The sequence below is a fragment of the Streptomyces sp. NPDC048291 genome (genome assembly GCF_043201715.1).
Classification (GTDB): Bacteria; Actinomycetota; Actinomycetes; order Streptomycetales; family Streptomycetaceae; genus Streptomyces.
The window spans coordinates 451,167-471,598 of record NZ_JBICZC010000004.1 but is presented as its reverse complement, the minus strand read 5'-3'; the positions used below and the strand labels follow the sequence as shown (position 1 = coordinate 471,598).

Here is a 20,432-nt window from a genome sequence, read left to right as displayed (position 1 = left end):
TATAGGTAAGAGGTGGTATGTCACATGGCACTCCTCCTGGCCCTCCTCATGGCCCTCGCCGTCTACGGCGTCTTCGCGGGCGTCCGCATGTACCGCGCGGACGCGAAGCTCCCCGCCGACCTGGCCATCGCCCTGGAGGTCGGCGCCACCCGCACCGGCGCCGCCAACTCCCTCATCGACCGCATGGGCATGCGCTACGCCCCCGCGGTCCTCCGCCTGATGGGCCCGCGCCAGGTGGCCAAGTACCGCCGCAGGATCGACCTGGCCGGCAACCCCGGCGGCCTCACCATCGACCGCTACGCGGCCCGCCGCGCCGTCTACGGCGCCCTCGGCGGCACCGGCTTCCTGGTCTTCCTCCTCCGCGGCCAGTGGCTGGTCGCCGTCCTGCTCCTCCTCTTCGGCGCGTTCTGGACGGAGGTCGGCATCTGGTCGGCGATCCGCCTCCGCAAGGACGTCATCGAGCGCACCCTGCCGGACTTCCTCGACGTCCTCGCGGTCGTGGTCGGCGCAGGCCTCGGCTTCCGCCAGGCCCTGGACCGGGTCGCCACCCACTACGAGGGCCCCTGGGCCGACGAACTCCGCATCACCCTGCGCCAGATGGACCTCGGCATGAGCCGCCGCCAGGCCTTCGCGGAGCTCCGCCGCCGCAACGACTCCGAGCAGGTCGCCATGTTCGTGACGGCACTCCAGCAGGGCGAGGAACTGGGCGCGCCGATCGTCGACACCCTGGTCGCGCTGGCCAAGGACATGCGCCGCACCGACGCCCAGAACGCCCGCCGCAAGGCGGCCCGCGCGGTACCGAGGGCCACCCTCATGATCACCACGTTCATGGTCCCGGCGACGATGCTGCTGCTGGCCGCGGGCCTGCTGCTCGGCTCCGGCGTCGACTTCGGGTCGGTCACGGGGAAGTAGGAGGCAGGCGGAGATGACGACCGTGGCGACCAGCAAGGACGCGGCCGGGGCCGAGGCTCAAGTCCAGGCCCAGGCCGAGGCCGAGGCCGACGAGAAGACCGCGCCCTACGCCACCGGAGCGGCGGGCACGGCGGCTGCGGACGACGAGACGCTTGCGGACCGTGTGAGGGCCACGGACGGTGTGAGGGCCGCGCAGGGCACGACGGTCACGGGCGGCACGACGGTCACGGGCGGTGTGAAGACCGCGCAGGACACGACGGTTACGGACGCCACGACGGCCGCGGACGGTGTGAAGGTCGAGGTCCGTGCCCTCCAGGCGATGTGCCGGCAGGTTTTCGGCCTCCGTCTGGCGATGATCGCCGTGGCGACCCCCGCCGCGCTCCTCAACGCCAGCCCCGGCCTGGGTGCCCGCCTGGTCGGCTCGGCCGTGGTCGTCACGTTCATGGTCTCGTACGTCCTCTTCCGGGACTGGCAGCGCTTCGGCCCCCTCCTCCTGCGCCACCCCACCCTCCTGGCCGCCGACACCCTGTTCGGCTCCCTGCTCCTGATCTCGGCGGGCCCCGACACCACCCTCGCCTACGTCAGCGTCTGCACCCCGCTCCTCGCCGGCCTCCTCTACAGCTGGCGCGGAGCGGCGGTCTTCGCGTCCCTCCAGTCGCTGATCCTCCTGGTGGCGCAGGAGGCGCTGAAGCACCCCCACTCGGTACTGGCCGAGTCCCTCCTCCTCCCCGGCCTCTGCGTCATCACCGGAGCGATGGGCTCGACCCTGCGCAACCTGATGCTCCGCTTCGGCACCGCCACCGAGGCCCTGACCGAGACCCGGGCCCGCCTGGCCGCGACCGAGGCGGCGAGCACGGCGGCGAACGCGGAACGCGCCCGGCTGGCCCGCGAGATGCACGACTCGGTGACCAAGACGCTGTACGGCGTGGCGCTGGTCGCCGACGGCCTCGCCGCGTCGGCGGCCGTGTCCCCGGACCGCCTGGACCCGGCCCTGATCAGGCGGCAGGCGGAGCTGCTGGCGCGCGCGGCACGCCGGGCGGCGGCGGAGTCCCGCGAACTCCTGACGGACCTGCGCGGCGACCCGGAGGCCGACGTACTCTCCCAACTGCGCTCGCTGACGACCGGCTTCACCGCCCGTACGGCCCTCCCCGCCCGGTACGACGGCCCCGCCGCCCCCGTCCCGCTCCCGCCCCCCACCGCCCGCCAGCTGCTGGGCATCGCGGCGGAAGCCCTGGAGAACGCGCACCGCCACGCACACGCGACGAGAGTCGACGTACGGGCCGCCACCACCCCCACCCACCTGGTGGTGACGATCCACGACGACGGCCGGGGCCTGCCCCCGGACACGTCCCTGGAAGACCTGCGCCGCACCGGCCACTTCGGCCTGCTCGGCATGACGGAACGGGCGGCGGCGGTGGGCGCCCGCATCCAACTGACCACCGACAAGGGCACGGAGGTCCGAGTGGAGGTGCCACTGACATGACCGACCCGACCGACCCGACCGGCACGGCCGACGGACCAAGGGCACTGCGCGTCCTGGTGGCCGACGACAACCCGGTGATCCGCGCGGGCCTGACGGCCGTTCTCTCCGCGGCGGACGACCTCACGGTGGTGGCGGAGGCCGAGGACGGCCGCGCGGCCTACGAGGCGGCCCTGCACCACCGCCCCGACGTCATCCTCCTGGACGTCCGCATGCCCGGCGTGGACGGCATCGCGGCCCTGCCCCACCTGGTCCGTGTCGCCCCGGTCATGATGCTGACGTACAGCGACGGGACGGACCTCGTGCAGGAGGCGGTCCGGCTGGGCGCCGGGGGCTACCTGGTCCACGGCGAGTTCACGACACAGCAGCTGACCCAGGCGGTACGGGACGTGGGCCGGGGCCGCCCGCACTTCACCCCGACGGCGACGAACGCGTTGCTCGCGCACGTCAGAGGAAACGCAACTGCACACGCGAAACCGGAACTACGAGCTCTACCAAAGAAATTTACCCACACAGACCTTTCACAATTGCAATCCACTGTGGGACAGTCATCCCAGTCCCGGTTTCAACTGAGCGGCAGGGAGGCGGAGATCATGGACCTCATCGCGTCCGGCATGAGCAACCAGCAGATCGCCGCCGTCTGTTTCATCAGCGAGAAGACCGTCAAGAACCACATCAACCGCATCTTCGCCAAGCTCCACACCCCCACCCGCGCCCAGGCGACGGCCAAGTGGCTGGGGGTGGCCTGACATGAGGCCGGAGAAGAACCGGGTGAACTGGGTCCGGATTTGGGTCTCGGGACCCTCCACCGAAGGGTATGTTCCGCCATACGCTGCCAGGATCGGAACCGAACCCGGAGGGGAGCACCATGAGCAACCTGATGCTGAGGATGCTTGTCGCAATGCAGCGCCGTGCCGACGACCGGGGTCAGACCGCGGTCGAGTATCTCGGGATCATCGCGGTGGTGGTGGCGATCGTGCTGGCCGTTACGGGGACGAGTATCGGAAACACGATCCTGCAGGCGATCCTGACGCAGATCGGCAAAATCGTGTGATGCGTGTCCGCCGTTACGGCGACTCCGGGCAGGCCTTCCCCATCTACATCACGGTTGTGGGGGGCCTGCTCTTTCTCGCTTTCGCATACTTCGCGGTCGGCCAGGCCGCGGTGAACCGGAACGGCGCCCAGACGGCCGCCGATGCCGCGGCGCTCGCCGCGGCCATGAACACGCGTGACCAGCTGACGGACCAGTGGGTGAAAGACGTACTCGACCCGACCAAGTGGCAGGACATCTTCGACGGCAATGTGGCGGTGGCCGACTCGTGTTGGCGTGCCAGCGAACTGGCCGCCCAGAATGATGCGACGGCACAGTGCACTGCCGCGCCGCCGCTGAGCTACAAGGTCGACGCCGAGACGAACAAGACCGTGGGCAGCTCGGTCGTACCCGGCACCGAGAACATGAAGTCGACGGCGCATGCCACGGCCGTGATCGAGCCCCTCTGCACGTTCTCGCTGTCCGGTGCGGGCGGCGCACTGCCCGAACTCACCTGCAAGGACCGCAACTGGACCCTGGACCCGGCCGATCTCACCCATCTCCCGGGCCCCGAGGACCTCTTCGACGTCCACCTGGCCGACTGACAAACGGAATCGACGAGTGAAGGAGGAGGCGTAGCGATGAGTGTTCGGTTCACTGCGAAGGCTCGCAAGGGGACGGTCGCCCTGGCCGTCGCGGTCGGCCTGGCCGTCGGCGTGGCCGGATGCGGCGGCGGTGGCGACAGCGGTGGTGACAAGAAGCCCGGATCGTCGGCATCGGCCTCCAGCAGCACCGGTTCCCAGCCGAGCGCGCAGGAGGGGCAGTCCGCGACGCCCCTCGCCGAACTCTCGGGTCCCTCCGGGCTCCTCCTCCAGGTCACTTCCGCGGTTCGGGACTCGGGCGGCTTCCTCACCGTCAACGCGAACATGAAGAACGACGGCTCCCAGACGGTCGTGGTCCCGGTGGCACTGCGTGGTGACGAGACGGAGATCGTCAAGCACGGTACGTCGCTGGGCGGTGCCACGCTCGTGGACTCCAAGGGCAAGAAGCGCTACTACGTCCTGCGCGACACGGACGGACGACCGCTCACCACGACCGATCTGAACCAGATCCAGGCCGGCCAGACCATCCCCGTCTTCATGCAGTTCCCCGCCCCACCCGCCGACACCACCGAGGTCACCCTCCAACTCCCCACCTTCTCCAGCGGCACCATCAAGATCTCCGGGTGAGGCCGAAGTGACCACTCCACGCCTCTCCCTGACCCTGGGCGCCGCGACGCTCCTCCTCGCCGCGAACCTCTACGGCGCGACGACCGCCCGTGCGGACGGCGGTGACCCGAGCGTCCCCCCGGGCACGGAACCCTCCGCCGGTGCCCCCGTGAAGATCGACCCCACCGACCCCGACCTGAAACTCCCCGAGGGCGCCACCCTCGCCGAGCCCAAGGTGCTGGACATCAAGTCGGTCGTGGAGGACCAGAGCGGTGACGAACGGCGTGAGGACACCAACGCGGACGTGACGTTCGCCCTCCAGGCCGAGGTGCTGTTCAGCAAGGACAGCGCGAAGCTCAGCGCGGCGGCGAAGGCGCGGATCGGGGCGATCGCGGACGAGATCAGGAAGCAGAACCCGACCCAGGTCCGCGTCTTCGGCTTCACCGACAACCTGGGCACCTCGGCCCACGGAGACGTCCTCTCCCGCCAGCGCGCCAACGCCGTACAGGGCGTCCTCGACCAGGACCTGAACGACCCGAACATCACCTTCGACGTACGCGGCTACGGCGAGCAGTACCCGATCGCGGACAACTCGACGGAGGAGGGAAGGAAGAAGAACCGCCGGGTGGAGGTCACGTTCCCGCGGACCGGTTCCTGAGGATCCTCCCGAGCCCGGCCGCTCCGGTCGTCACCCCGCCCGCCCCTCCTCGACACTCACCCTCGTCCCCACCGCCACACCCCAGCCCGCCATCGCTCCCGCCTCCGCCTCCAGCACATGCCGGGAACGGAGACGGGGCCGGCCGAGGCGACCCGGTGGCATCGTCCGCACGGCGATGACGTTCATCCGGCGGTCCAGGTAGGCGACGTCGATCGCCATCCGCATCCGGAAGGTGTGGATCCCGTTGGCGGGCGACAACAGGATCGCGCCGTCAATCCCGTCCCGCCCGAGCAACCCTCTGGTGCGCGCACGATAGGACACGGCGATCTCCAGCGGAACGGCCTCCCGCCGGCCCCCCTCCCCGTGCACGAGCAACGTTCCCCGGCCGTCCCGCCAGCGCCTCACACCCGACCCCTTCCGTGGCTGCACCGCAGCTGCTCGCCCCGACCGTATCCACAACGCGGGCGGCGGGTTCTGTCCGAGGCCCGAATACGTGTCACCCGGGCACGCGGAGATCGTTGAGCGGGGCAAGAGACCCCCAGCCCCACCTGGAGTCACCCCGGTGAACCGCCTCGCGCCCGTCACTTCGGCGTCCCCGCTTCCGGCCGTCCCCAGCCCCACGAGGAATGCACATGGCTGACCGGTTGAAGATCGACGGCACGGAACTGGACAGGTTCTTCAGGGACTTGAAGAAGGCGCAGGAGTCGTTCACCGCCTTGCGGGAGGCGTTGCGTGCCCCGGGTGCCGACGGCCTCGGTACGGACGACCTGGACAGGGCCTGTGACCGGTTCCAGGAGGAGTGGCACTACGGGGCGAAGGAGATCGCCGAGCAGATCGGGGAGCTCACGGACATCACGAAGAAGGCGAAGGACGACTTCCACGAGGTGGACGTGGCGTTGGAGAAGGCGCTGGAGAAGACGCGGAGCAGGGGCGGGGGCAAGTGACCGTCGCGAGCCGCTACCCCCATCTCGGCTTCGACCCGGCGCCCGGCAGCACCGACCTGGTGCGGGACCTCCGCCGCAAGCTGTCCGACTGCGCCAAGGAGATGGAGAGGGCGCACTCCAAGGTCACGAAGCTGATGAACGGCAGCTACTGGGAGGGCGACGCGGCCGTCGCGTTTCGTGCGCAGCTGGAGGACGGCCCGCTGCCGCTCAACCTGACGAACGGCGCCCACTCCGTCGACCGGGCGGCCGGACAACTGGATCTCTGGGGCACGGAGCTGGAGGAGTTCCAGCGGCGCGCGAAGAAACTCGACGGCGAGGCCGAGGAGGCCCGCGAGGCGTTGCGGCGGGCCCGGGGGCACGCGGACGAGGCCGAGCGGATCGCGGGCAAGGGCGACTCGGCCCTGCACAAGGCGAACGCCGAGGTCACGGCGGCGCAGGGGGACCTGGACGACGTACTGAAGCGTGCCCGCGCTCTCGCCGACGAGCACGAGGAGACCGCGCGCAGGCGGGCCCGGCACATCGGCGACGCCACACACCGGCTGGCGCCGCACGAGCCGAACGGGTGGGACAGGTTCACCGACTGGCTGGGCGACAACCTCCCCGACATCCTCAGCGCGTGCGCCGCCGTACTGGGCGTGATCGCGTTGCTGGGCCTCACGGCCGTCGCCCCCTGGATGCTGTTCCTCGCGGCGGGCCTGCTCAGCGGAACGGCCTTCGGCCTGCGGGTCGGCGACCCCGAGGTCCTGGCCTCCCTGGAGGACGGCTTCACCCAGGACGAACTGGACATCGACTTCTGGAGCAACCTGCTGGGCGTCGCGGGGGACTTCCTGGGGATGCTGCCGGGGTTGGGGGCGGTGGCCAAGGGCACCTACCTCGGACTGCGCTCGGTCGGGGAGTCGGGTGAACTGCTTTCGCTCGTGGCAGAGGGAGATGAAGTGCTGTCCCTCGGACAGAGGCTGGCGAGAGCCGGAGCCAATGGCGGAACGTCACTCAGGTCGGTCGGCTCCTCGATCAAGTCCGAGGCCGAGGCTGCCGGCGGGGCGGCCAGCTTCCTGGCCCATTCGCGGGTGTTCGGAGGCAGGCTGGCCCCGATCGTGGAGAAGATCGACAAACCCGCGACGATCTTGGGGACCGGCACAGCCGTCTATGGCGTGACGAGCAGCTTCGTCGACACCCTGGACAACGATGCCGCCAAGACGGTCAGCAACCTCCTCGACGGACCCAGAACCCTGGGCATCGACGTGCCAGCGGCCATGGGCGCGCTTCACTTCCTCCTGCGCGGTGCGGGCGAGGCCTCATGACCGGCGCCCCGTACGTGATCGATGCCTCGGCCAGGAACGTCGACGCCGACATCTGGTTCGCGTTGCCTCCGGGTTTCGTCCCGCTCCCCCTGCATGATCTGACGACGGCAGAGCGCGAACCTACAGCGGCGGCGGAGCCGTCGGCCGGGCACGGTCCGGTGTTCCGGCTGGCCCGACTGCTCCTCGAAGCAGGAACAGTGCACTGTTGCCTTGGTCTGCATGCAGATGACGAGGGAGACGGCGGTCCCCTCCTGTCGCTCTTCACGCTTGCCCAGCGGGCCACCGAATGGGCTCCGCGCAGCGTCCTGGCAGCCCGCGCGGCAGTCGGCGCGGAGAACGCCGAGTACATCGAGATGCTGGAGCTGCCGTGCGGCTCCGCCGCGCTCGTGCAGACACGCACGACGGCGCCACCGGAACTGAACCTCGGTGCCCCGTGCGAGCTGCTCCAGGCCACGGTCTACGTGCCGTGTCCCGACAGCCGGCGCGTCGCGATTCTCTCGCTCGCCACGACATCCGTCACACGAGCGAGGAACTACTGTGCCCTGCTCAAGGAGATCGCCGGCACGGTCAGTTTCGAGAACCCCCTCCCGGATGTAGCCGATGACGTACCCGACAAGGACTGACATGCCGCCCACCCATCCCACGGCCTGGGACGATCAGGCGACCCGCCGGGCCTGGACGAAGCTGTTGATCTGTGCCGCCCTCGGCCAGGTCCTCTGGCCTGTTGCCTGGGTGGCGTTGCTGGCGTGGTACGTCAGCATGTCGGTCACCTGGACTCTGTGGCTCTTCTTCGTCCCGATGGCCTACGCGTTCTACCGGACGTTTCTCCAGTGGGCCTACTGGAGGGGAGCGTTCCGCGCGCGGCTCATCCTGCGACAGTACCCCTGGCAGATGTACGAAGCTCCGGAGAGCGGGATCGGCAACATCCCCGGCGTCCGCAAGGGCTATGCCTGGCTGAACCTGCCCAACCCTGAGGTGCCGGACCAGCAGGTGACGATGGTGATGCACTCGCACGTGCGCTCCATCTGGTGGGGAGGCCGCCTCGGCAAGCGTGCCGGCGCCGAACGGAAGGCACAGGTACGGGAGATCTGGTTCGCGGGCGATCCCCGCTTCGCCGCGGTGCTCGCGGTACCTGGGCCGCGCCGCCTTTACGTCATCCGTCAGCTGCCGAGTCACACCCCTGGTCTCCCCGCCGACGCCCATGGAGCCGGCCCCCAGGCAGTGGAACTCGCCCGCCGGGCCGGGGCCCGGGTACCGGACGTCAGCCAGGCTGGCCCGTGACCTGGATGCTCTGCCTGCCGGAACACGATTCTGTTGTGACGGAGTCGGTCCCCGGGTAATACCTCCCCCATGACATCACTCGGCGCAGTCTTCCGTCCCCAGCTACCCCCCGAGCGGCTTCGGGACGTCGTTCGTGTTGCTGATGGGGTGGGGCTTGAGGAGTTGTGGTTGTGGGAGGACTGTTTCCGGGAGGGTGGGATCTCCGCGGCGGCGGCCGCGCTCGGGTGGTCGGAGCGGGTGCGGGTCGGGGTGGGGCTGTTGCCGGTGCCGTTGCGGAACGTGGCGGTCACCGCGATGGAGGTCGCCGCGCTGCACCGGATGTTCCCGGGGCGCGCGATCGTCGGCGTCGGGCACGGTGTGCAGGACTGGATGGGCCAGGTCGGCGCCCGCGCCGAGTCCCCGCTGACCCTGCTCCGCGAGCATCTCGACGCCCTGCGCGCCCTGCTGCGCGGGGAGCGGGTCACGGTCGACGGGCGGTACGTCCGGCTGGACGGTGTCGCGCTCGACTGGCCGCCCGCCGGCCCCGTCGAGGTCCTCGCCGGCGCCGAGGGACCCCGTACCCTCCGCCTGTCCGGTGCCGCCGCCGACGGAACCGTTCTCACCTCCGCCACCTCGCCCGACGGGGTGCGCCGGGCCCTGCGGCTCATCGAGGAGGGGCGGCTGGCCGCGGGGCGCGGCGCGGACGAGCCGCACACGGTGGTCGTGTACCTGCTGACCGCCACCGGGTCCGACGGCCCCGCCCGGCTCCGTGCCGAACTCGTCGCGGAGGGGCTGGAGTCCGTCCCCGACCTCGGTGTCGCCGGCGACGCGGACGCCGTAGCCAAGGCCGTGCAGCGGCTCGTGGAGGCCGGCGCCGACACCGTCATCCTCCAGCCGACCGCGGACGAACCCGACCCCGAGGGCTTCGTACGGTTCACCACCGAGGAGGTCCGGCCGCTGGTGGCGTAGCGCCGGCCGCCCGGCGTTGTCAGTGGCGGGTGCCACACTCGCCGGCATGACGACCGATGACGTTCGGCTGCGGCCGGTGCAGGACGACGACCTCGAGATCTTCCTCGCCTACGAGCACGACCCGGAGGCCGTCCGGCGGTCGAGGTTCACGCCCCGGCCGCGCGAGGCCTTCCTCCGGCACTGGAGGGAGCGGGTGCTCGGGGACCCGAGCGGCCGGGTGCGGACCGTCGTCGCGGACGGCGAGGTCGCGGGGAACATCGTCGCCTGGTGGGACGGCGAGCGCCGCTTCACCGGGTACTGGCTCGGGCGGGCCTACTGGGGGAGAGGCGTCGGCAGCCGCGCCCTCGCCCTCTTCCTCCGGGAGGAGACCGTACGGCCCCTGTTCGCCGACCCCTTCGCCGAGAACACCGCCTCCGTACGGCTGCTGCGGAGGAACGGCTTCCTGCCGTACGAGGGCGGGGACGAGGGCGGGGACGGGGACGGGCAGCAGGCTGTGGACGAGGGGTACGTGCTGCTGGTCCTGCGGGATCACGCCACGGGGGAGCCCATGGGGGCGGTAACGGCGGCGCCTTGATGCGCTCGCCCCCCTCCTGGCGGGGGCGCCGCCCGCGGTTTCGTCACGCCGTGCCCGTGGCGCGCGGATGGTCCCCCGTCGCCCCGTCGATCAGCTCCCGCAGGATGTCGATGTGCCCGGCGTGCCGAGCCGTCTCCTCGATCATGTGGACGAGGACCCAGCGGAGCGAGACCTCGTGGTCGCGCCAGTCCGGGCGGCCCGGGGTGTCCAGCGGGCGTCCGGTGATCACCGCGTCGGACGCGGCGCGCGCACGGCCGTAGAAGTCGGTGATCTGCTGGGTGGTCTCACCGGGGCCGACGGACAGGTCGTCGTCGGTGTAGGGGTCGAACCACAGTGGCTCGACCTCGCCGCCGAACGCCGAGACGAACCAGCCGTACTCCACCGAGGCGAGATGCTTCACCAGCCCCAGCAGGTTCGTGCCCGACGGCGTCATCGGGCGCCGCAGCTGTTCGTCGTCCAGTCCCTGCAGCTTCCACAGGACCGCGTCCCGGTGCCGGTCCAGGCTCGCGTGGAGGATGTCCTTCTCGCCGGCGGTGTACGTGTCGTGGGTCGTCATGGCGGGTGAAATTAGCAGCGGGGACTGACAGTCCGCTGCGATCCTGCGGCCATGGCAGAGCAGCGGACGCAGCGCACGCACCCCATGCACCCCACGCACCGCACCTTCGAGGACCTCGTCGCCGAGGGCGCCGCCGTGCCGACCGAGGGGTGGGACTTCTCCTGGTTCGAGGGGCGGGCCACCGAGGCACGTCCCTCCTGGGGGTACGCCCGGGCGGCCGGCGGGCGGCTGGCCCGGGCCGCGGCGGCGCTCGACATCCAGACCGGCGGCGGCGAGGTGTTCGACTTCGCCCTCGGTACGGCGGCCCCGGACCGGCCCCGGCTGCTCGCCGCCACCGAGGGCTGGCCGCCGAACGTCCCGAAGGCGAGCGCGCTGCTGGGCGCCCGCGGCGTGGTGGTCGTCGCCTCGCCCGAGGACGCCCCGCTGCCGTTCGCCGACGGGACCTTCGACCTGGTGCTGAGCAGGCACCCGGTGCGGGCCGACTGGGCCGAGATCGCCCGTGTGCTGCGGCCGGGCGGCACGTACTTCGCGCAGCACGTCGGGCCCGCCAGCGTCTTCGAGCTCGTCGAGTTCTTCCTCGGCCCGCAGCCGGAGGCCGTCCGCGGCGGCCGTCACCCCGACGCCGAGCGCGCCGCGGCCGAAGCGGCCGGGCTGGAGGTGGCCGGGCTGCGGGCGGAGCGGCTGCGGATGGAGTTCCACGACATCGCGGCCGTCGTGCACTTCCTGCGGAAGGTCGTGTGGCTGGTCCCGGGCTTCACGGTCGAGGCGTACGAGCCGCAACTCCGGGCCCTGCACCGGCGGATCGAGACGGAGGGACCCTTCGTGGCGCACAGCTCCCGGCACCTCTTCGACGCCCGCAGACCGGTGCGCCGGCCCTGATGCACCGGCCTTGGAATGCCAGGCGGCGAAGAATGGCCAAGAACCGCCGTCCGGGAGTCCGGACGCCCGTGCGGCCATGCGGAGAGTGAAACGATCAAGGCGACACATTAAGGGGCGTCAGTGATCAATAGGGGCAACTCGTGCTCTAGGGCGTAGATCTACGCATAAGTGAAGAGTGCACCCCTTTGTTCATCTCTCATTTTCACAGTGTTCTCACATCGTTACCTCATTTGCTTCGTATCACCCGATCGGCTCACGTAAGTTCAGACCAAGGTAATTCGCGTGAGCAAAGCTGCGCGGGCGGTACCGCGCGGTGGAGGGGGCTGCGCGGTGCCGTATCGCCCCACTCGCTCCCGTCAAGGCGTCGTTCGCACCCGGGGTAGCCCGTCGGGGGGACGGGTGAACAACTCGGCGAGTCGTCCACAAGACGGCCCAAACCCTCTTGATCTCCCCGTAAGCGGCTACTTTTCCTGGGATTCCGTTGTGAATCGGCCATGCTGGACCCCCGAATCCAGTGCTTCGGGCCCGTCGGGGCGTCGCCGGGCGACTCCGGAGAGTAGTTGATGCGTGCTGATGCGCGCAGCATCACTTACGAAGGGTTATGGTGGAAGCCCCCCCTCGGGCCGGTCCGTCTCCCCCCCACGGACCGGCCCGTTTTTTCACCCACTTTTCAATCGGCCTCAGGGCCGTGCCCCGCAGGGGCGCGGGGGACTGCGCGACCAGCCACGACCCGCCCGCGGTCGCGCACCGGCCTCAACCCCCCGCCCCCTGGGGCGTCAACGGGCTCAACCCCCGGAGGGGTAGGCTTCGGCCCGCGGACTCCCGCATCCCCAAGCACGCGGACTCCACGCGACTCCACGTGGACCCCCGCATCCGATTCACGAGGGGCGGACTTCAAGTGAACCTGCGCGACAAGCTGCGCGGCCTGCTCGTCAGGCTCTACGCACGCCGGGTGGAAGGCCACCTGGACCACGCTCAGGTGCCCAAGCACATCGGCGTCATCATGGACGGCAACCGGCGCTGGGCGAAGGCCGCGGGATCCAGCACGGTGCACGGCCACCGAGTCGGCGCGGAGAAGATCGAGGAGTTCCTCGGCTGGTGCTCCGAGACCGACGTCGAGGTCGTCACCCTCTGGCTGCTGTCGACCGACAACTTCGACCGCGCCAAGGAGGAACTGGTCCCGCTCCTCGGCATCATCGAGGACGTCGTCCGCACCCTCGCCGCCGACGGCCGCTGGCGCGTCCACCACGTCGGCACCCCCGACCTGCTGCCCGCCCCGATGCAGACCGCGCTGAAGGAGGCCGAGGAGGCCACCGCGCACGTCGACGGAATACTGGTGAACGTCGCCATCGGCTACGGCGGCCGTCAGGAGATCGCCGACGCCGTCCGCTCGATGATTCTCGACGCCCACGACAAGGGCGTCGCGATGGAGGACCTCGCCGACGCCGTCGACGTCGACATGATCGGCCGTCACCTCTACACCGGTGCCCAGCCCGACCCGGACCTGGTGATCCGTACCAGCGGCGAGCAGCGGCTGTCCGGATTCATGCTCTGGCAGACCGCCCACTCCGAGTACTACTTCTGCGAGGTCTTCTGGCCCGCGTTCCGCAAGGTCGACTTCCTGCGCGCCATGCGCGACTACGCCGCCCGGCACCGCCGCTACGGCGGGTGACGTCATCGTGACGGCGGACGTCAACACGGCATACGACCCCCGGCACCGCCGCCACGCTGGATGACCACGTCGTCACGGTGGATGACCGCACGCCACCCATGAGGCGTAAATCACCCATATTGGGGCGCGAGTAACACGGAGTTCACCTGCGCGTCGTTGCGGACCGTGGCATGGCGGCGCATGTTCGAGGGCATAAGCCAGACAGGTCGACGCCCGAACCCCGGGCATCGGATCTCAGCGGGCGGCTCGGGGCCGTCCGCCCGGGAGGCCCTTTGCACCAGCCCGACCGTGCGGTCACGGCACGGAAGAAGCAGCGGGGGGCCGGTTTTCGGCCCGTGCAGGGTGGCCGTCAACCGGTCCAGCTCGCCATCGTCGCTCCCCGACCTCATCCGAGGGGGTACGTCCTTCCGTGGTGACCAGCACAACGCGCCGCAAGTCCGACCGGCGCACCTATGTTCTCGACACCAGCGTCCTGCTGGCCGACCCGAACGCCATGGCCCGCTTCGAGGAGCACGAGGTAGTGCTCCCGATCGTCGTGGTCACGGAACTGGAGGCCAAGCGGCACCATCCCGAACTCGGTTACTTCGCCCGGCAGGCGCTGCGCCTGCTCGACGACTACCGGGTCCGGCACGGTCGCCTCGATGCCCCCATCCCGATCGGGGAACTCGGCGGCACCATCCGTGTCGAGCTCAACCACTCGGACCCCAGCGTGCTGCCGAGCGGCTACCGCCTGGGGGACAACGACTCCCGCATCCTCGCGGTCGCCCGCAACCTGCAGGCCGAGGGGTACGACGTCACCGTCGTCTCGAAGGACCTGCCGCTCAGGATCAAGGCGTCGTCGGTCGGCCTCCTCGCCGAGGAGTACCGCGCCGAACTCGCCATCACGGACTCCTCGGGCTGGACCGGGATGTCCGAACTGACCCTGCCCGGCGAACAGGTGGACATCCTCTTCGAGGAAGGGCACGTGTACGTCCCGGAGGCCGCCGACTTCCCGGTGCACACCGGGCTGACCATCCAGTCGGAGCGCGGCAAGGCGCTCGGCCGGGTGACCGCGGAGGGCAACATCCGCCTGGTGCGCGGCGACCGTGAGGCGTTCGGCATCAAGGGCCGCAGCGCCGAGCAGCGCATCGCGCTGGACCTGCTGCTCGACCCGGACGTCGGGATCGTGTCGATGGGCGGCCGGGCCGGCACCGGCAAGAGCGCGCTGGCGCTCTGTGCGGGCCTGGAGGCGGTCCTGGAACGCCGGCAGCACCAGAAGGTGATGGTCTTCCGGCCGCTGTACGCGGTCGGCGGGCAGGAGCTGGGCTATCTGCCGGGCTCCGAGGCCGAGAAGATGAGCCCCTGGGCGCAGGCGGTCTTCGACACCCTCTCGGCGGTCACCAGTCGCGACGTCATCGAGGAGGTCACCGCCCGCGGGATGCTGGAGGTGCTGCCGCTCACCCACATCCGCGGCCGTTCCCTGCATGACGCGTTCGTGATCGTGGACGAGGCCCAGTCGCTGGAACGGAACGTCCTGCTGACCGTTCTGTCCCGGATCGGCGCCAATTCACGGGTCGTTCTGACCCACGATGTGGCGCAAAGGGACAATCTGCGGGTGGGGCGTTACGACGGTGTGGTCGCCGTCGTGGAGAAGCTGAAGGGGCATCCGCTGTTCGCGCATGTCACCCTCACCCGGTCCGAGAGGTCCCAGATCGCCGCCCTTGTGACCGAAATGCTGGAGGACGGTCACATCTGAACCATCTGACCCCTGTGTCCAACTTGGGCTGACCGCCCACCCGTTGGCGCCGTCCGGCAAAGGCCCCGAGCCTAGCCGGGCGGCGCCTTCGCGCGTGGTGGTTTCCTGAAATCCCCAGGGAGAAACCGCATGTGAGCTTTCACACGCAACTCTGAATTGCCACCCGGCGTCGGGTTACGGCAGAGTCTCACTCCTGTCAGGCCCCGCATACGACACACCTGTACCCCCAGCGGTACGGAACAACAGAAGCATCACTGCTAATTCCATAGCGACGTCGTATGCCGCCCGAGCACCACGCGGCGCTCCCCGAGGGGAGTTGCCCACCGGGCCCGTGTCTCCCGTGACCCAGTAGTGAGGAGACCAGTGCCAGGGGCAAGATTGCGTCCGCCAGGGTCACCGAAGCGGGCGATGCTGGAAGGAAACCGTGTGAGCCGGATCTCGGTCCGGGGATTCGCAGTGGCTTCGGCCACCGCGGTCACCGCCGTCGGAAGCGTCGTGGGTGTTGCCTCGGGCAGCGTTGCCCAGCCCAACAACGACGCCGAGGCTACGGCAGCCGACACCACGCTCCTCGCGGACCTGCCCGCGGGCCAGCAGGCCCAGGTGCAGACCGCGTCCCTGACGCAGCAGGCCGACGCCGTGGCGATCCAGGCGGACGTGTCCGCCAAGAAGGACGCCGAGCAGGCCGCGCGGGTGGCGGCAGCCAAGACCGCGGAGGCCAAGAAGGCCGAGGCGGAGAAGGCGGCCAAGGAGGCCAAGGAGCGCGCCGAGGCGAAGGAAGCGGCCAGCCGGTCCTCCGTGTCGTCGGCCAGCTTCCCGGTCCAGAGCTCGTACACCGTGGCGCAGATCCAGGCGATGGCGCAGCAGATGGTGGCCAGCGGCCAGTACCAGTGCTTCAGCAACATCGTGGACCACGAGTCCAGCTGGAACTACCAGGCGGTCAACGCCTCCTCCGGCGCCTACGGTCTCTTCCAGGCACTGCCCGGCTCCAAGATGTCCTCGGTGGGCGCCGACTGGCAGACCAACCCGGCCACGCAGATCAAGTGGGGCCTGAACTACATGAACTCCCGGTACGGCAGCCCGTGTGAGGCGTGGTCGTTCTGGCAGGCGAACCACTGGTATTAGGCGTTCCGCCGGGTTCGGCCGACAAGCTGTCTTGCGGTTCGTGGGTGTCTGCCGGCCGGTGGGGGCTTGTCGCGCAGTTCCCCGCGCCCCCAAGAGACAAAACAGGGCGCGTTCCAGTGAGCCTTTCTCAACCTTCGGCAGCCCCTCCCCGTCCTAGGGGGAGGGGCTGTTGCCCTGTACGGTCGTTGCGGACGACTCCAGGGGGGAGTGGTGGGGAGAGGGCGGATCATGTCGCGCGTGCCTGAGTGGCTCGGCCGTGTCGGGGCCGGACTGACCGAGATGGGCGAGCGGTTGGACGAGCGGCGGGCCGAGGTGGAGCGGGAGCACGCCGCGCCGGAGCCGCCCGTTCCGGCCGTACCCGTTCCGGCACCCGCCCCGGCCCCGGAGCCGCCGGCCCCCGCGCCCGTCCGGAAGCCGGTGCCGCGTCCCGACCCGGTGACCGCCATCCCGTGGGGTGTGCGGGTCGCCGCCGAGGCCGGCTGGCGGCTGCTGGTGCTGGCCGGCGCGGTCTGGATCCTGATGCGGGTCATCAGCTCCGTGCAACTGGTCGTGTTCGCCTTCGTCGTCGCCATGCTCATCACCGCCCTGCTCCAGCCCACCGTCGCCCGGCTGCGCCGCTACGGCGTGCCGCGCGGTCCCGCCACCGCGCTCACCGCCATCTCCGGCTTCGTGGTGATCGGCCTGATGGGCTGGTTCGTGACCTGGCAGGTCATGGAGAACATCGACACGCTCTCCGACCAGATCCAGAACGGCATCGACGACCTGCGCAACTGGCTGCTGAAGAGCCCGTTCCACGTCACCGACAAACAGATCAACCAGATCGCCAAGAACCTCCGCGAGGCGATCGGCGCCAACACCGACCAGATCACGTCGTTCGGCCTGGAGGGCGTCCAGGTCGTCGTGGAGGCGCTGACCGGCCTGCTGCTGGTCTTCTTCTCCACGCTCTTCCTGCTCTACGACGGCGACCGCATCTGGAAGTGGATCCTCAAGCTGGTCCCCGCCGCCGCCCGCGAGGGAGTGGCCGGCGCCGGCCCGCGCGCCTGGCGCACGCTCACCGCCTACGTCCGGGGCACGGTCCTGGTCGCCCTCATCGACGCCATCTTCATCGGCATCGGCATCTACTTCCTGGATGTCCCGATGGCCGTGCCGCTGGCCGTGTTCATCTTCCTGTTCTCGTTCATCCCACTGGTGGGCGCCGTCGCCTCCGGCGCGCTGGCGGTGATCGTGGCACTGGTCACCCAGGGCGTCTTCACCGCGGTCATGACCCTGGCCGTCGTCCTCGCGGTCCAGCAGATCGAGGGCCACATCCTGCAGCCGTTCATCCTGGGCCGGGCGGTCCGCGTCCACCCCCTCGCCGTGGTCCTCTCGGTCACGGCCGGCAGCCTGGTGGCGGGCCTGGGCGGCGCGGTGGTGGCCGTACCCCTGGTGGCGGTGACGAACACGGTGGTCAGCTACCTCCACCACTACTCACGCGAACGATACGAGGGCACCGAGCCCGCAGACGCAGACGCGGACGCCGACCAGCCGCCCACACCGGCCCGTCCTGAGCCCGACGACGGCGCCCAACCACAAACTTCGGCCCGTCCCGAGTCCGACGACGGTGCTCAGCCGCAAACTTCGGCCCGTCCTGAGCCCGACGACGGCGCCCAACCACAAACTTCGGCCCGTCCCGAGTCCGACGACGGCGCCCAACCACAAACTTCAGTCCGTCCCGAGTCCGACGACGGTGCTCAGCCGCAAACCTCGGCCCGTCCTGAGCCCGACGACGGTGCTCAGCCGCAAACCTCAGCCCGTCCGGCGTTTGAGGACGAGGCCGTTCAGGCCGAAGGGGGGTCTGGGGGCGCAGCCCCCAGGGATGCGGAAGACCCCGCCCACCAGCGGTGAACGGGGTCCCCGGAGCAGCGGCGCTACTCGAACTCGGCCAGCACGGCCTCGGCCTCCAGGGCGGAGCCAACCGCCTGGACCACCGAGGCGATCTTGAACGCCTCCTGGACCACCTCACGGCCGACCCCCGCCTTGCGGAGCACCTGCTCGTGGGAGTCCAGGCACATCCCGCAGCCGTTGACCGCGGACACCGCGAACGACCACAGCTCGAAGTCGACCTTGTCGACCCCGGGGTTGCCGATGACGTTCATCCGCAGACCCGCGCGCAGGGCGCCGTACTCGTGGTCGGACAGCAGGTGCCGGGTGCGGTAGAAGACGTTGTTCATCGCCATCACCGCGGCCGCGGCCTTCGCCGCCGTGTACGCCTCGGGCGTGAGGTTCGCCTTCGCCTCCGGTGCCAGCTCGCGCAGCACGATCGGGGAGCGGGCGGCGATGGCGGTCGCCAGGACCGTGCCCCACAGCTGCTGCGCCGGCAGCTCCGAGTTGCCGATGACCGAGCCCAGGTTGAGCTTCAGGTCCTTGGCGTACTCCGGGAGACGGGACTTGAGGGCGTCGAGGGACACGGGGTCACTCACCCGCCAGCAGCGCGACCGGGTCGAGGGTGTCCTCGCCCTTGGACCAGTTGCACGGGCAGAGCTCGTCGGTCTGGAGGGCGTCCAGGACCCGCAGGACCTCCTTGGGGTTACGGCCCACCGAGCCCGCCGTCACCATGGAGAACTGGATCTCGTCGTTCTGGTCGACGATGAACACCGCCCGCTTGGCGAAGCCGTCCTCGCCCTCGATGCCGAGGTCGCGCATCAGCTCGTGCTTCGAGTCGGCCATCATCGGGAACGGCAGCTCGCGCAGGTCGTCGTGGTCCTTGCGCCAGGCGTGGTGGACGAACTCGGAGTCACCGGAGAAGCCGAGGATCTGCGCGTCGCGGTCGGCGAACTCCTCGTTCAGCTTGCCGAACGCGGCGATCTCGGTGGGGCACACGAAGGTGAAGTCCTTGGGCCACGCGAAGACCACCTTCCAACCCTGGTAGGTCTTGTGGGTGATCGTCTCGAACTCCCGGCCCTTCTCCAGCGAGACGCAGGCCTTCAGTTCGAACTCGGGGAACTTGTCACCGACAGTGAGCACACGCTCTCCTTGCAGCGCGGAGCGCCCCGGATCGCGGGGCCGGCTCCGATGGGTTGGACGCCGCCGATCGTGGCACGAGGTGCATTGATTCCTGAAATAGCTACAATCGGTCGAGTTGATCGGAGGTGGCTATTAGTGGCTTTGGGTAATCCCCTGGGGAACGGTACCGGGGGCGGGGTCGGGACCGGCGGCAGGCGGCGGCAGCCGAGTCTGGCGCAGCTGCGCGCCTTCTGCGCGGTCGCCGAGCACCTGCACTTCCGGGACGCGGCGGCCGCGATAGGCATGAGCCAGCCCGCGCTGTCGGGGGCGGTCGCGGCCCTGGAGGAGACGCTCGGCGTCACCCTGCTGGAGCGGACCACCCGCAAGGTGCTGCTGTCGCCCGCCGGCGCCCGGCTCGCCGTACGGGCGAAGGCGGTACTGGCGGAGGTGCAGGCGCTGCTGGCGGAGGCCGAGGCGGTGCGGGCACCGTTCACCGGCGCGCTGCGGCTCGGCGTGATCCCCACCGTCGCGCCGTATCTGCTGCCCACGGTCCTCGGACTGGTCCACGACCGCTATCCGGACCTCGACCTCCAGGTCCACGAGGAGCAGACCGCCAGCCTCCTGGACGGGCTCGCCGCCGGCCGGCTCGACCTGCTGCTGCTCGCGGTCCCCCTGGGCATCCCCGGGGTGGTCGAACTCCCGCTGTTCGACGAGGACTTCGTGCTCGTCACGCCGCTCGGGCATCCGCTCGGCGGTCGTATCGGCATCGCCCGCGAGGCGCTCAAGGAACTGAACCTGCTGCTCCTGGACGAGGGGCACTGCCTGCGCGACCAGGCCCTGGACATCTGCCGGGAGGCGGGGCGGGAGGACGTCGCGGTGACCACCACGGCCGCCGGGCTCGCCACCCTCGTCCAGCTGGTCGCCGGCGGGCTCGGCTGCACCCTGCTGCCGCACACCGCCGTCAGGGTCGAGACCAGCCGCAGCGAGCAGTTGCTCACCGGTTCCTTCGCGGAGCCCGCGCCGAGCCGCCGGGTCGCCCTCGCGATGCGCGCCGGAGCGGCGCGCGGCGCCGAGTACCGGGAGCTGGCGGCCGCGTTGCGCGAGGCGCTGCGGCCGCTGCCCGTCCGGGTCCTCGGCGCCGGTTCCTGAC

Annotated in this window: 23 protein-coding genes; 19 read left to right on the top strand and 4 right to left on the bottom strand. The window is 70.2% G+C overall.

The annotated features are described in order from the left end of the window. Nucleotides 1-24: 24 nt before the first annotated feature. From ACGF5O_RS12990 to ACGF5O_RS12960, 7 genes are all read left to right on the top strand, one after another. Entirely contained in the window at nt 25-912 is an 888-nt protein-coding gene (locus ACGF5O_RS12990; protein WP_393809935.1) for a DUF5936 domain-containing protein, read from the top strand. A 13-nt stretch (nt 913-925) separates the two neighbouring features. Then, nucleotides 926-2,395 carry a sensor histidine kinase gene (locus ACGF5O_RS12985; protein WP_393809934.1) on the top strand — a complete coding sequence of 490 codons (1,470 nt, stop codon included), beginning with the start codon at nt 926-928 and terminating at the stop codon, nt 2,393-2,395. Then, the gene (locus ACGF5O_RS12980) at nt 2,392-3,141 is read left to right on the top strand and encodes a response regulator (RefSeq protein WP_393809933.1); all 750 of its coding nucleotides are present in this window, start codon (nt 2,392-2,394) and stop codon (nt 3,139-3,141) included. The genes ACGF5O_RS12985 and ACGF5O_RS12980 overlap by 4 nt, the downstream gene beginning before the upstream one ends. A gap of 119 nt (nt 3,142-3,260) precedes the next feature. Further along, complete coding sequence (locus ACGF5O_RS12975) at nt 3,261-3,446, top strand: hypothetical protein (protein ID WP_393809932.1); 186 nt, start codon at nt 3,261-3,263, stop codon at nt 3,444-3,446. Then, nucleotides 3,446-4,027, top strand: coding sequence for a pilus assembly protein TadG-related protein (locus ACGF5O_RS12970; RefSeq protein ID WP_393809931.1), 582 nt, complete (start codon nt 3,446-3,448; stop codon nt 4,025-4,027). Before ACGF5O_RS12975 ends, ACGF5O_RS12970 begins: the two co-directional genes overlap by 1 nt. 36 nt (nt 4,028-4,063) lie before the next feature. Then, the gene (locus tag ACGF5O_RS12965; protein WP_393809930.1) at nt 4,064-4,651 is read left to right on the top strand and encodes a hypothetical protein; all 588 of its coding nucleotides are present in this window, start codon (nt 4,064-4,066) and stop codon (nt 4,649-4,651) included. A gap of 7 nt (nt 4,652-4,658) precedes the next feature. After that, the gene (locus ACGF5O_RS12960) at nt 4,659-5,288 is read left to right on the top strand and encodes an OmpA family protein (protein WP_393809929.1); all 630 of its coding nucleotides are present in this window, start codon (nt 4,659-4,661) and stop codon (nt 5,286-5,288) included. 30 nt (nt 5,289-5,318) lie between these two features. Here ACGF5O_RS12960 and ACGF5O_RS12955 read toward each other — a convergent pair whose 3' ends face one another. Then, complete coding sequence (locus ACGF5O_RS12955) at nt 5,319-5,693, bottom strand: DUF192 domain-containing protein (protein WP_393809928.1); 375 nt, start codon at nt 5,691-5,693, stop codon at nt 5,319-5,321. 227 nt (nt 5,694-5,920) lie between these two features. Here ACGF5O_RS12955 and ACGF5O_RS12950 point away from each other — a divergent pair, with 227 nt between their 5' ends. The 6 genes from ACGF5O_RS12950 (at nt 5,921) to ACGF5O_RS12925 (ending at nt 10,336) form a co-directional block, all read left to right on the top strand. Then, a complete protein-coding gene (locus tag ACGF5O_RS12950; protein ID WP_393809927.1) occupies nt 5,921-6,232 on the top strand; it encodes a hypothetical protein in 312 nt (103 codons plus the stop codon). After that, nucleotides 6,229-7,533: a hypothetical protein gene (locus ACGF5O_RS12945; RefSeq protein ID WP_393809926.1), complete on the top strand. Its 1,305-nt coding sequence runs from the start codon at nt 6,229-6,231 to the stop codon at nt 7,531-7,533. The genes ACGF5O_RS12950 and ACGF5O_RS12945 overlap by 4 nt, the downstream gene beginning before the upstream one ends. After that, entirely contained in the window at nt 7,530-8,156 is a 627-nt protein-coding gene (locus tag ACGF5O_RS12940; protein ID WP_393809925.1) for a hypothetical protein, read from the top strand. The genes ACGF5O_RS12945 and ACGF5O_RS12940 overlap by 4 nt, the downstream gene beginning before the upstream one ends. Nucleotide 8,157: 1 nt before the next feature. Continuing rightward, nucleotides 8,158-8,814: a hypothetical protein gene (locus ACGF5O_RS12935; protein WP_393809924.1), complete on the top strand. Its 657-nt coding sequence runs from the start codon at nt 8,158-8,160 to the stop codon at nt 8,812-8,814. Nucleotides 8,815-8,883: 69 nt separating this feature from the next. Then, nucleotides 8,884-9,762 (top strand): LLM class flavin-dependent oxidoreductase, encoded by an 879-nt coding sequence (locus ACGF5O_RS12930; protein WP_393809923.1) that lies wholly within the window; start codon nt 8,884-8,886, stop codon nt 9,760-9,762. A gap of 46 nt (nt 9,763-9,808) precedes the next feature. Then, nucleotides 9,809-10,336 carry a GNAT family N-acetyltransferase gene (locus ACGF5O_RS12925; protein WP_393809922.1) on the top strand — a complete coding sequence of 176 codons (528 nt, stop codon included), beginning with the start codon at nt 9,809-9,811 and terminating at the stop codon, nt 10,334-10,336. A gap of 43 nt (nt 10,337-10,379) precedes the next feature. Here the strand turns inward: ACGF5O_RS12925 and ACGF5O_RS12920 are convergent, their stop codons facing one another. Then, nucleotides 10,380-10,892 (bottom strand): DinB family protein, encoded by a 513-nt coding sequence (locus ACGF5O_RS12920; RefSeq protein ID WP_393809921.1) that lies wholly within the window; start codon nt 10,890-10,892, stop codon nt 10,380-10,382. A 51-nt stretch (nt 10,893-10,943) separates the two neighbouring features. Here ACGF5O_RS12920 and ACGF5O_RS12915 point away from each other — a divergent pair, with 51 nt between their 5' ends. The 5 genes from ACGF5O_RS12915 (at nt 10,944) to ACGF5O_RS12895 (ending at nt 18,184) form a co-directional block, all read left to right on the top strand. Beyond that, nucleotides 10,944-11,771 (top strand): class I SAM-dependent methyltransferase, encoded by an 828-nt coding sequence (locus ACGF5O_RS12915; protein ID WP_393809920.1) that lies wholly within the window; start codon nt 10,944-10,946, stop codon nt 11,769-11,771. 898 nt (nt 11,772-12,669) lie between these two features. Further along, nucleotides 12,670-13,443, top strand: a complete 774-nt coding sequence (locus ACGF5O_RS12910) for an isoprenyl transferase (RefSeq protein ID WP_393809919.1) — start codon at nt 12,670-12,672, stop codon at nt 13,441-13,443. Nucleotides 13,444-13,852: 409 nt separating this feature from the next. Beyond that, on the top strand, nt 13,853-15,178 hold the full coding sequence (locus ACGF5O_RS12905) for a PhoH family protein (protein WP_393809918.1): 1,326 nt from the start codon (nt 13,853-13,855) through the stop codon (nt 15,176-15,178). A 408-nt stretch (nt 15,179-15,586) separates the two neighbouring features. After that, the gene (locus tag ACGF5O_RS12900) at nt 15,587-16,300 is read left to right on the top strand and encodes a transglycosylase SLT domain-containing protein (protein WP_393809917.1); all 714 of its coding nucleotides are present in this window, start codon (nt 15,587-15,589) and stop codon (nt 16,298-16,300) included. 228 nt (nt 16,301-16,528) lie between these two features. After that, entirely contained in the window at nt 16,529-18,184 is a 1,656-nt protein-coding gene (locus tag ACGF5O_RS12895) for an AI-2E family transporter (RefSeq protein ID WP_393809916.1), read from the top strand. 23 nt (nt 18,185-18,207) lie between these two features. Here the strand turns inward: ACGF5O_RS12895 and ACGF5O_RS12890 are convergent, their stop codons facing one another. After that, on the bottom strand, nt 18,208-18,747 hold the full coding sequence (locus ACGF5O_RS12890; RefSeq protein ID WP_393809915.1) for an alkyl hydroperoxide reductase: 540 nt from the start codon (nt 18,745-18,747) through the stop codon (nt 18,208-18,210). Between the two features lie 4 nt (nt 18,748-18,751). After that, nucleotides 18,752-19,303 (bottom strand): peroxiredoxin, encoded by a 552-nt coding sequence (locus tag ACGF5O_RS12885; protein ID WP_393809914.1) that lies wholly within the window; start codon nt 19,301-19,303, stop codon nt 18,752-18,754. 135 nt (nt 19,304-19,438) lie between these two features. On the opposite strand from ACGF5O_RS12885, the gene ACGF5O_RS12880 reads away from it, so the two are divergent. Next, entirely contained in the window at nt 19,439-20,431 is a 993-nt protein-coding gene (locus ACGF5O_RS12880; RefSeq protein ID WP_393809913.1) for a LysR substrate-binding domain-containing protein, read from the top strand. The last annotated feature ends 1 nt before the right edge of the window (nt 20,432 follow it).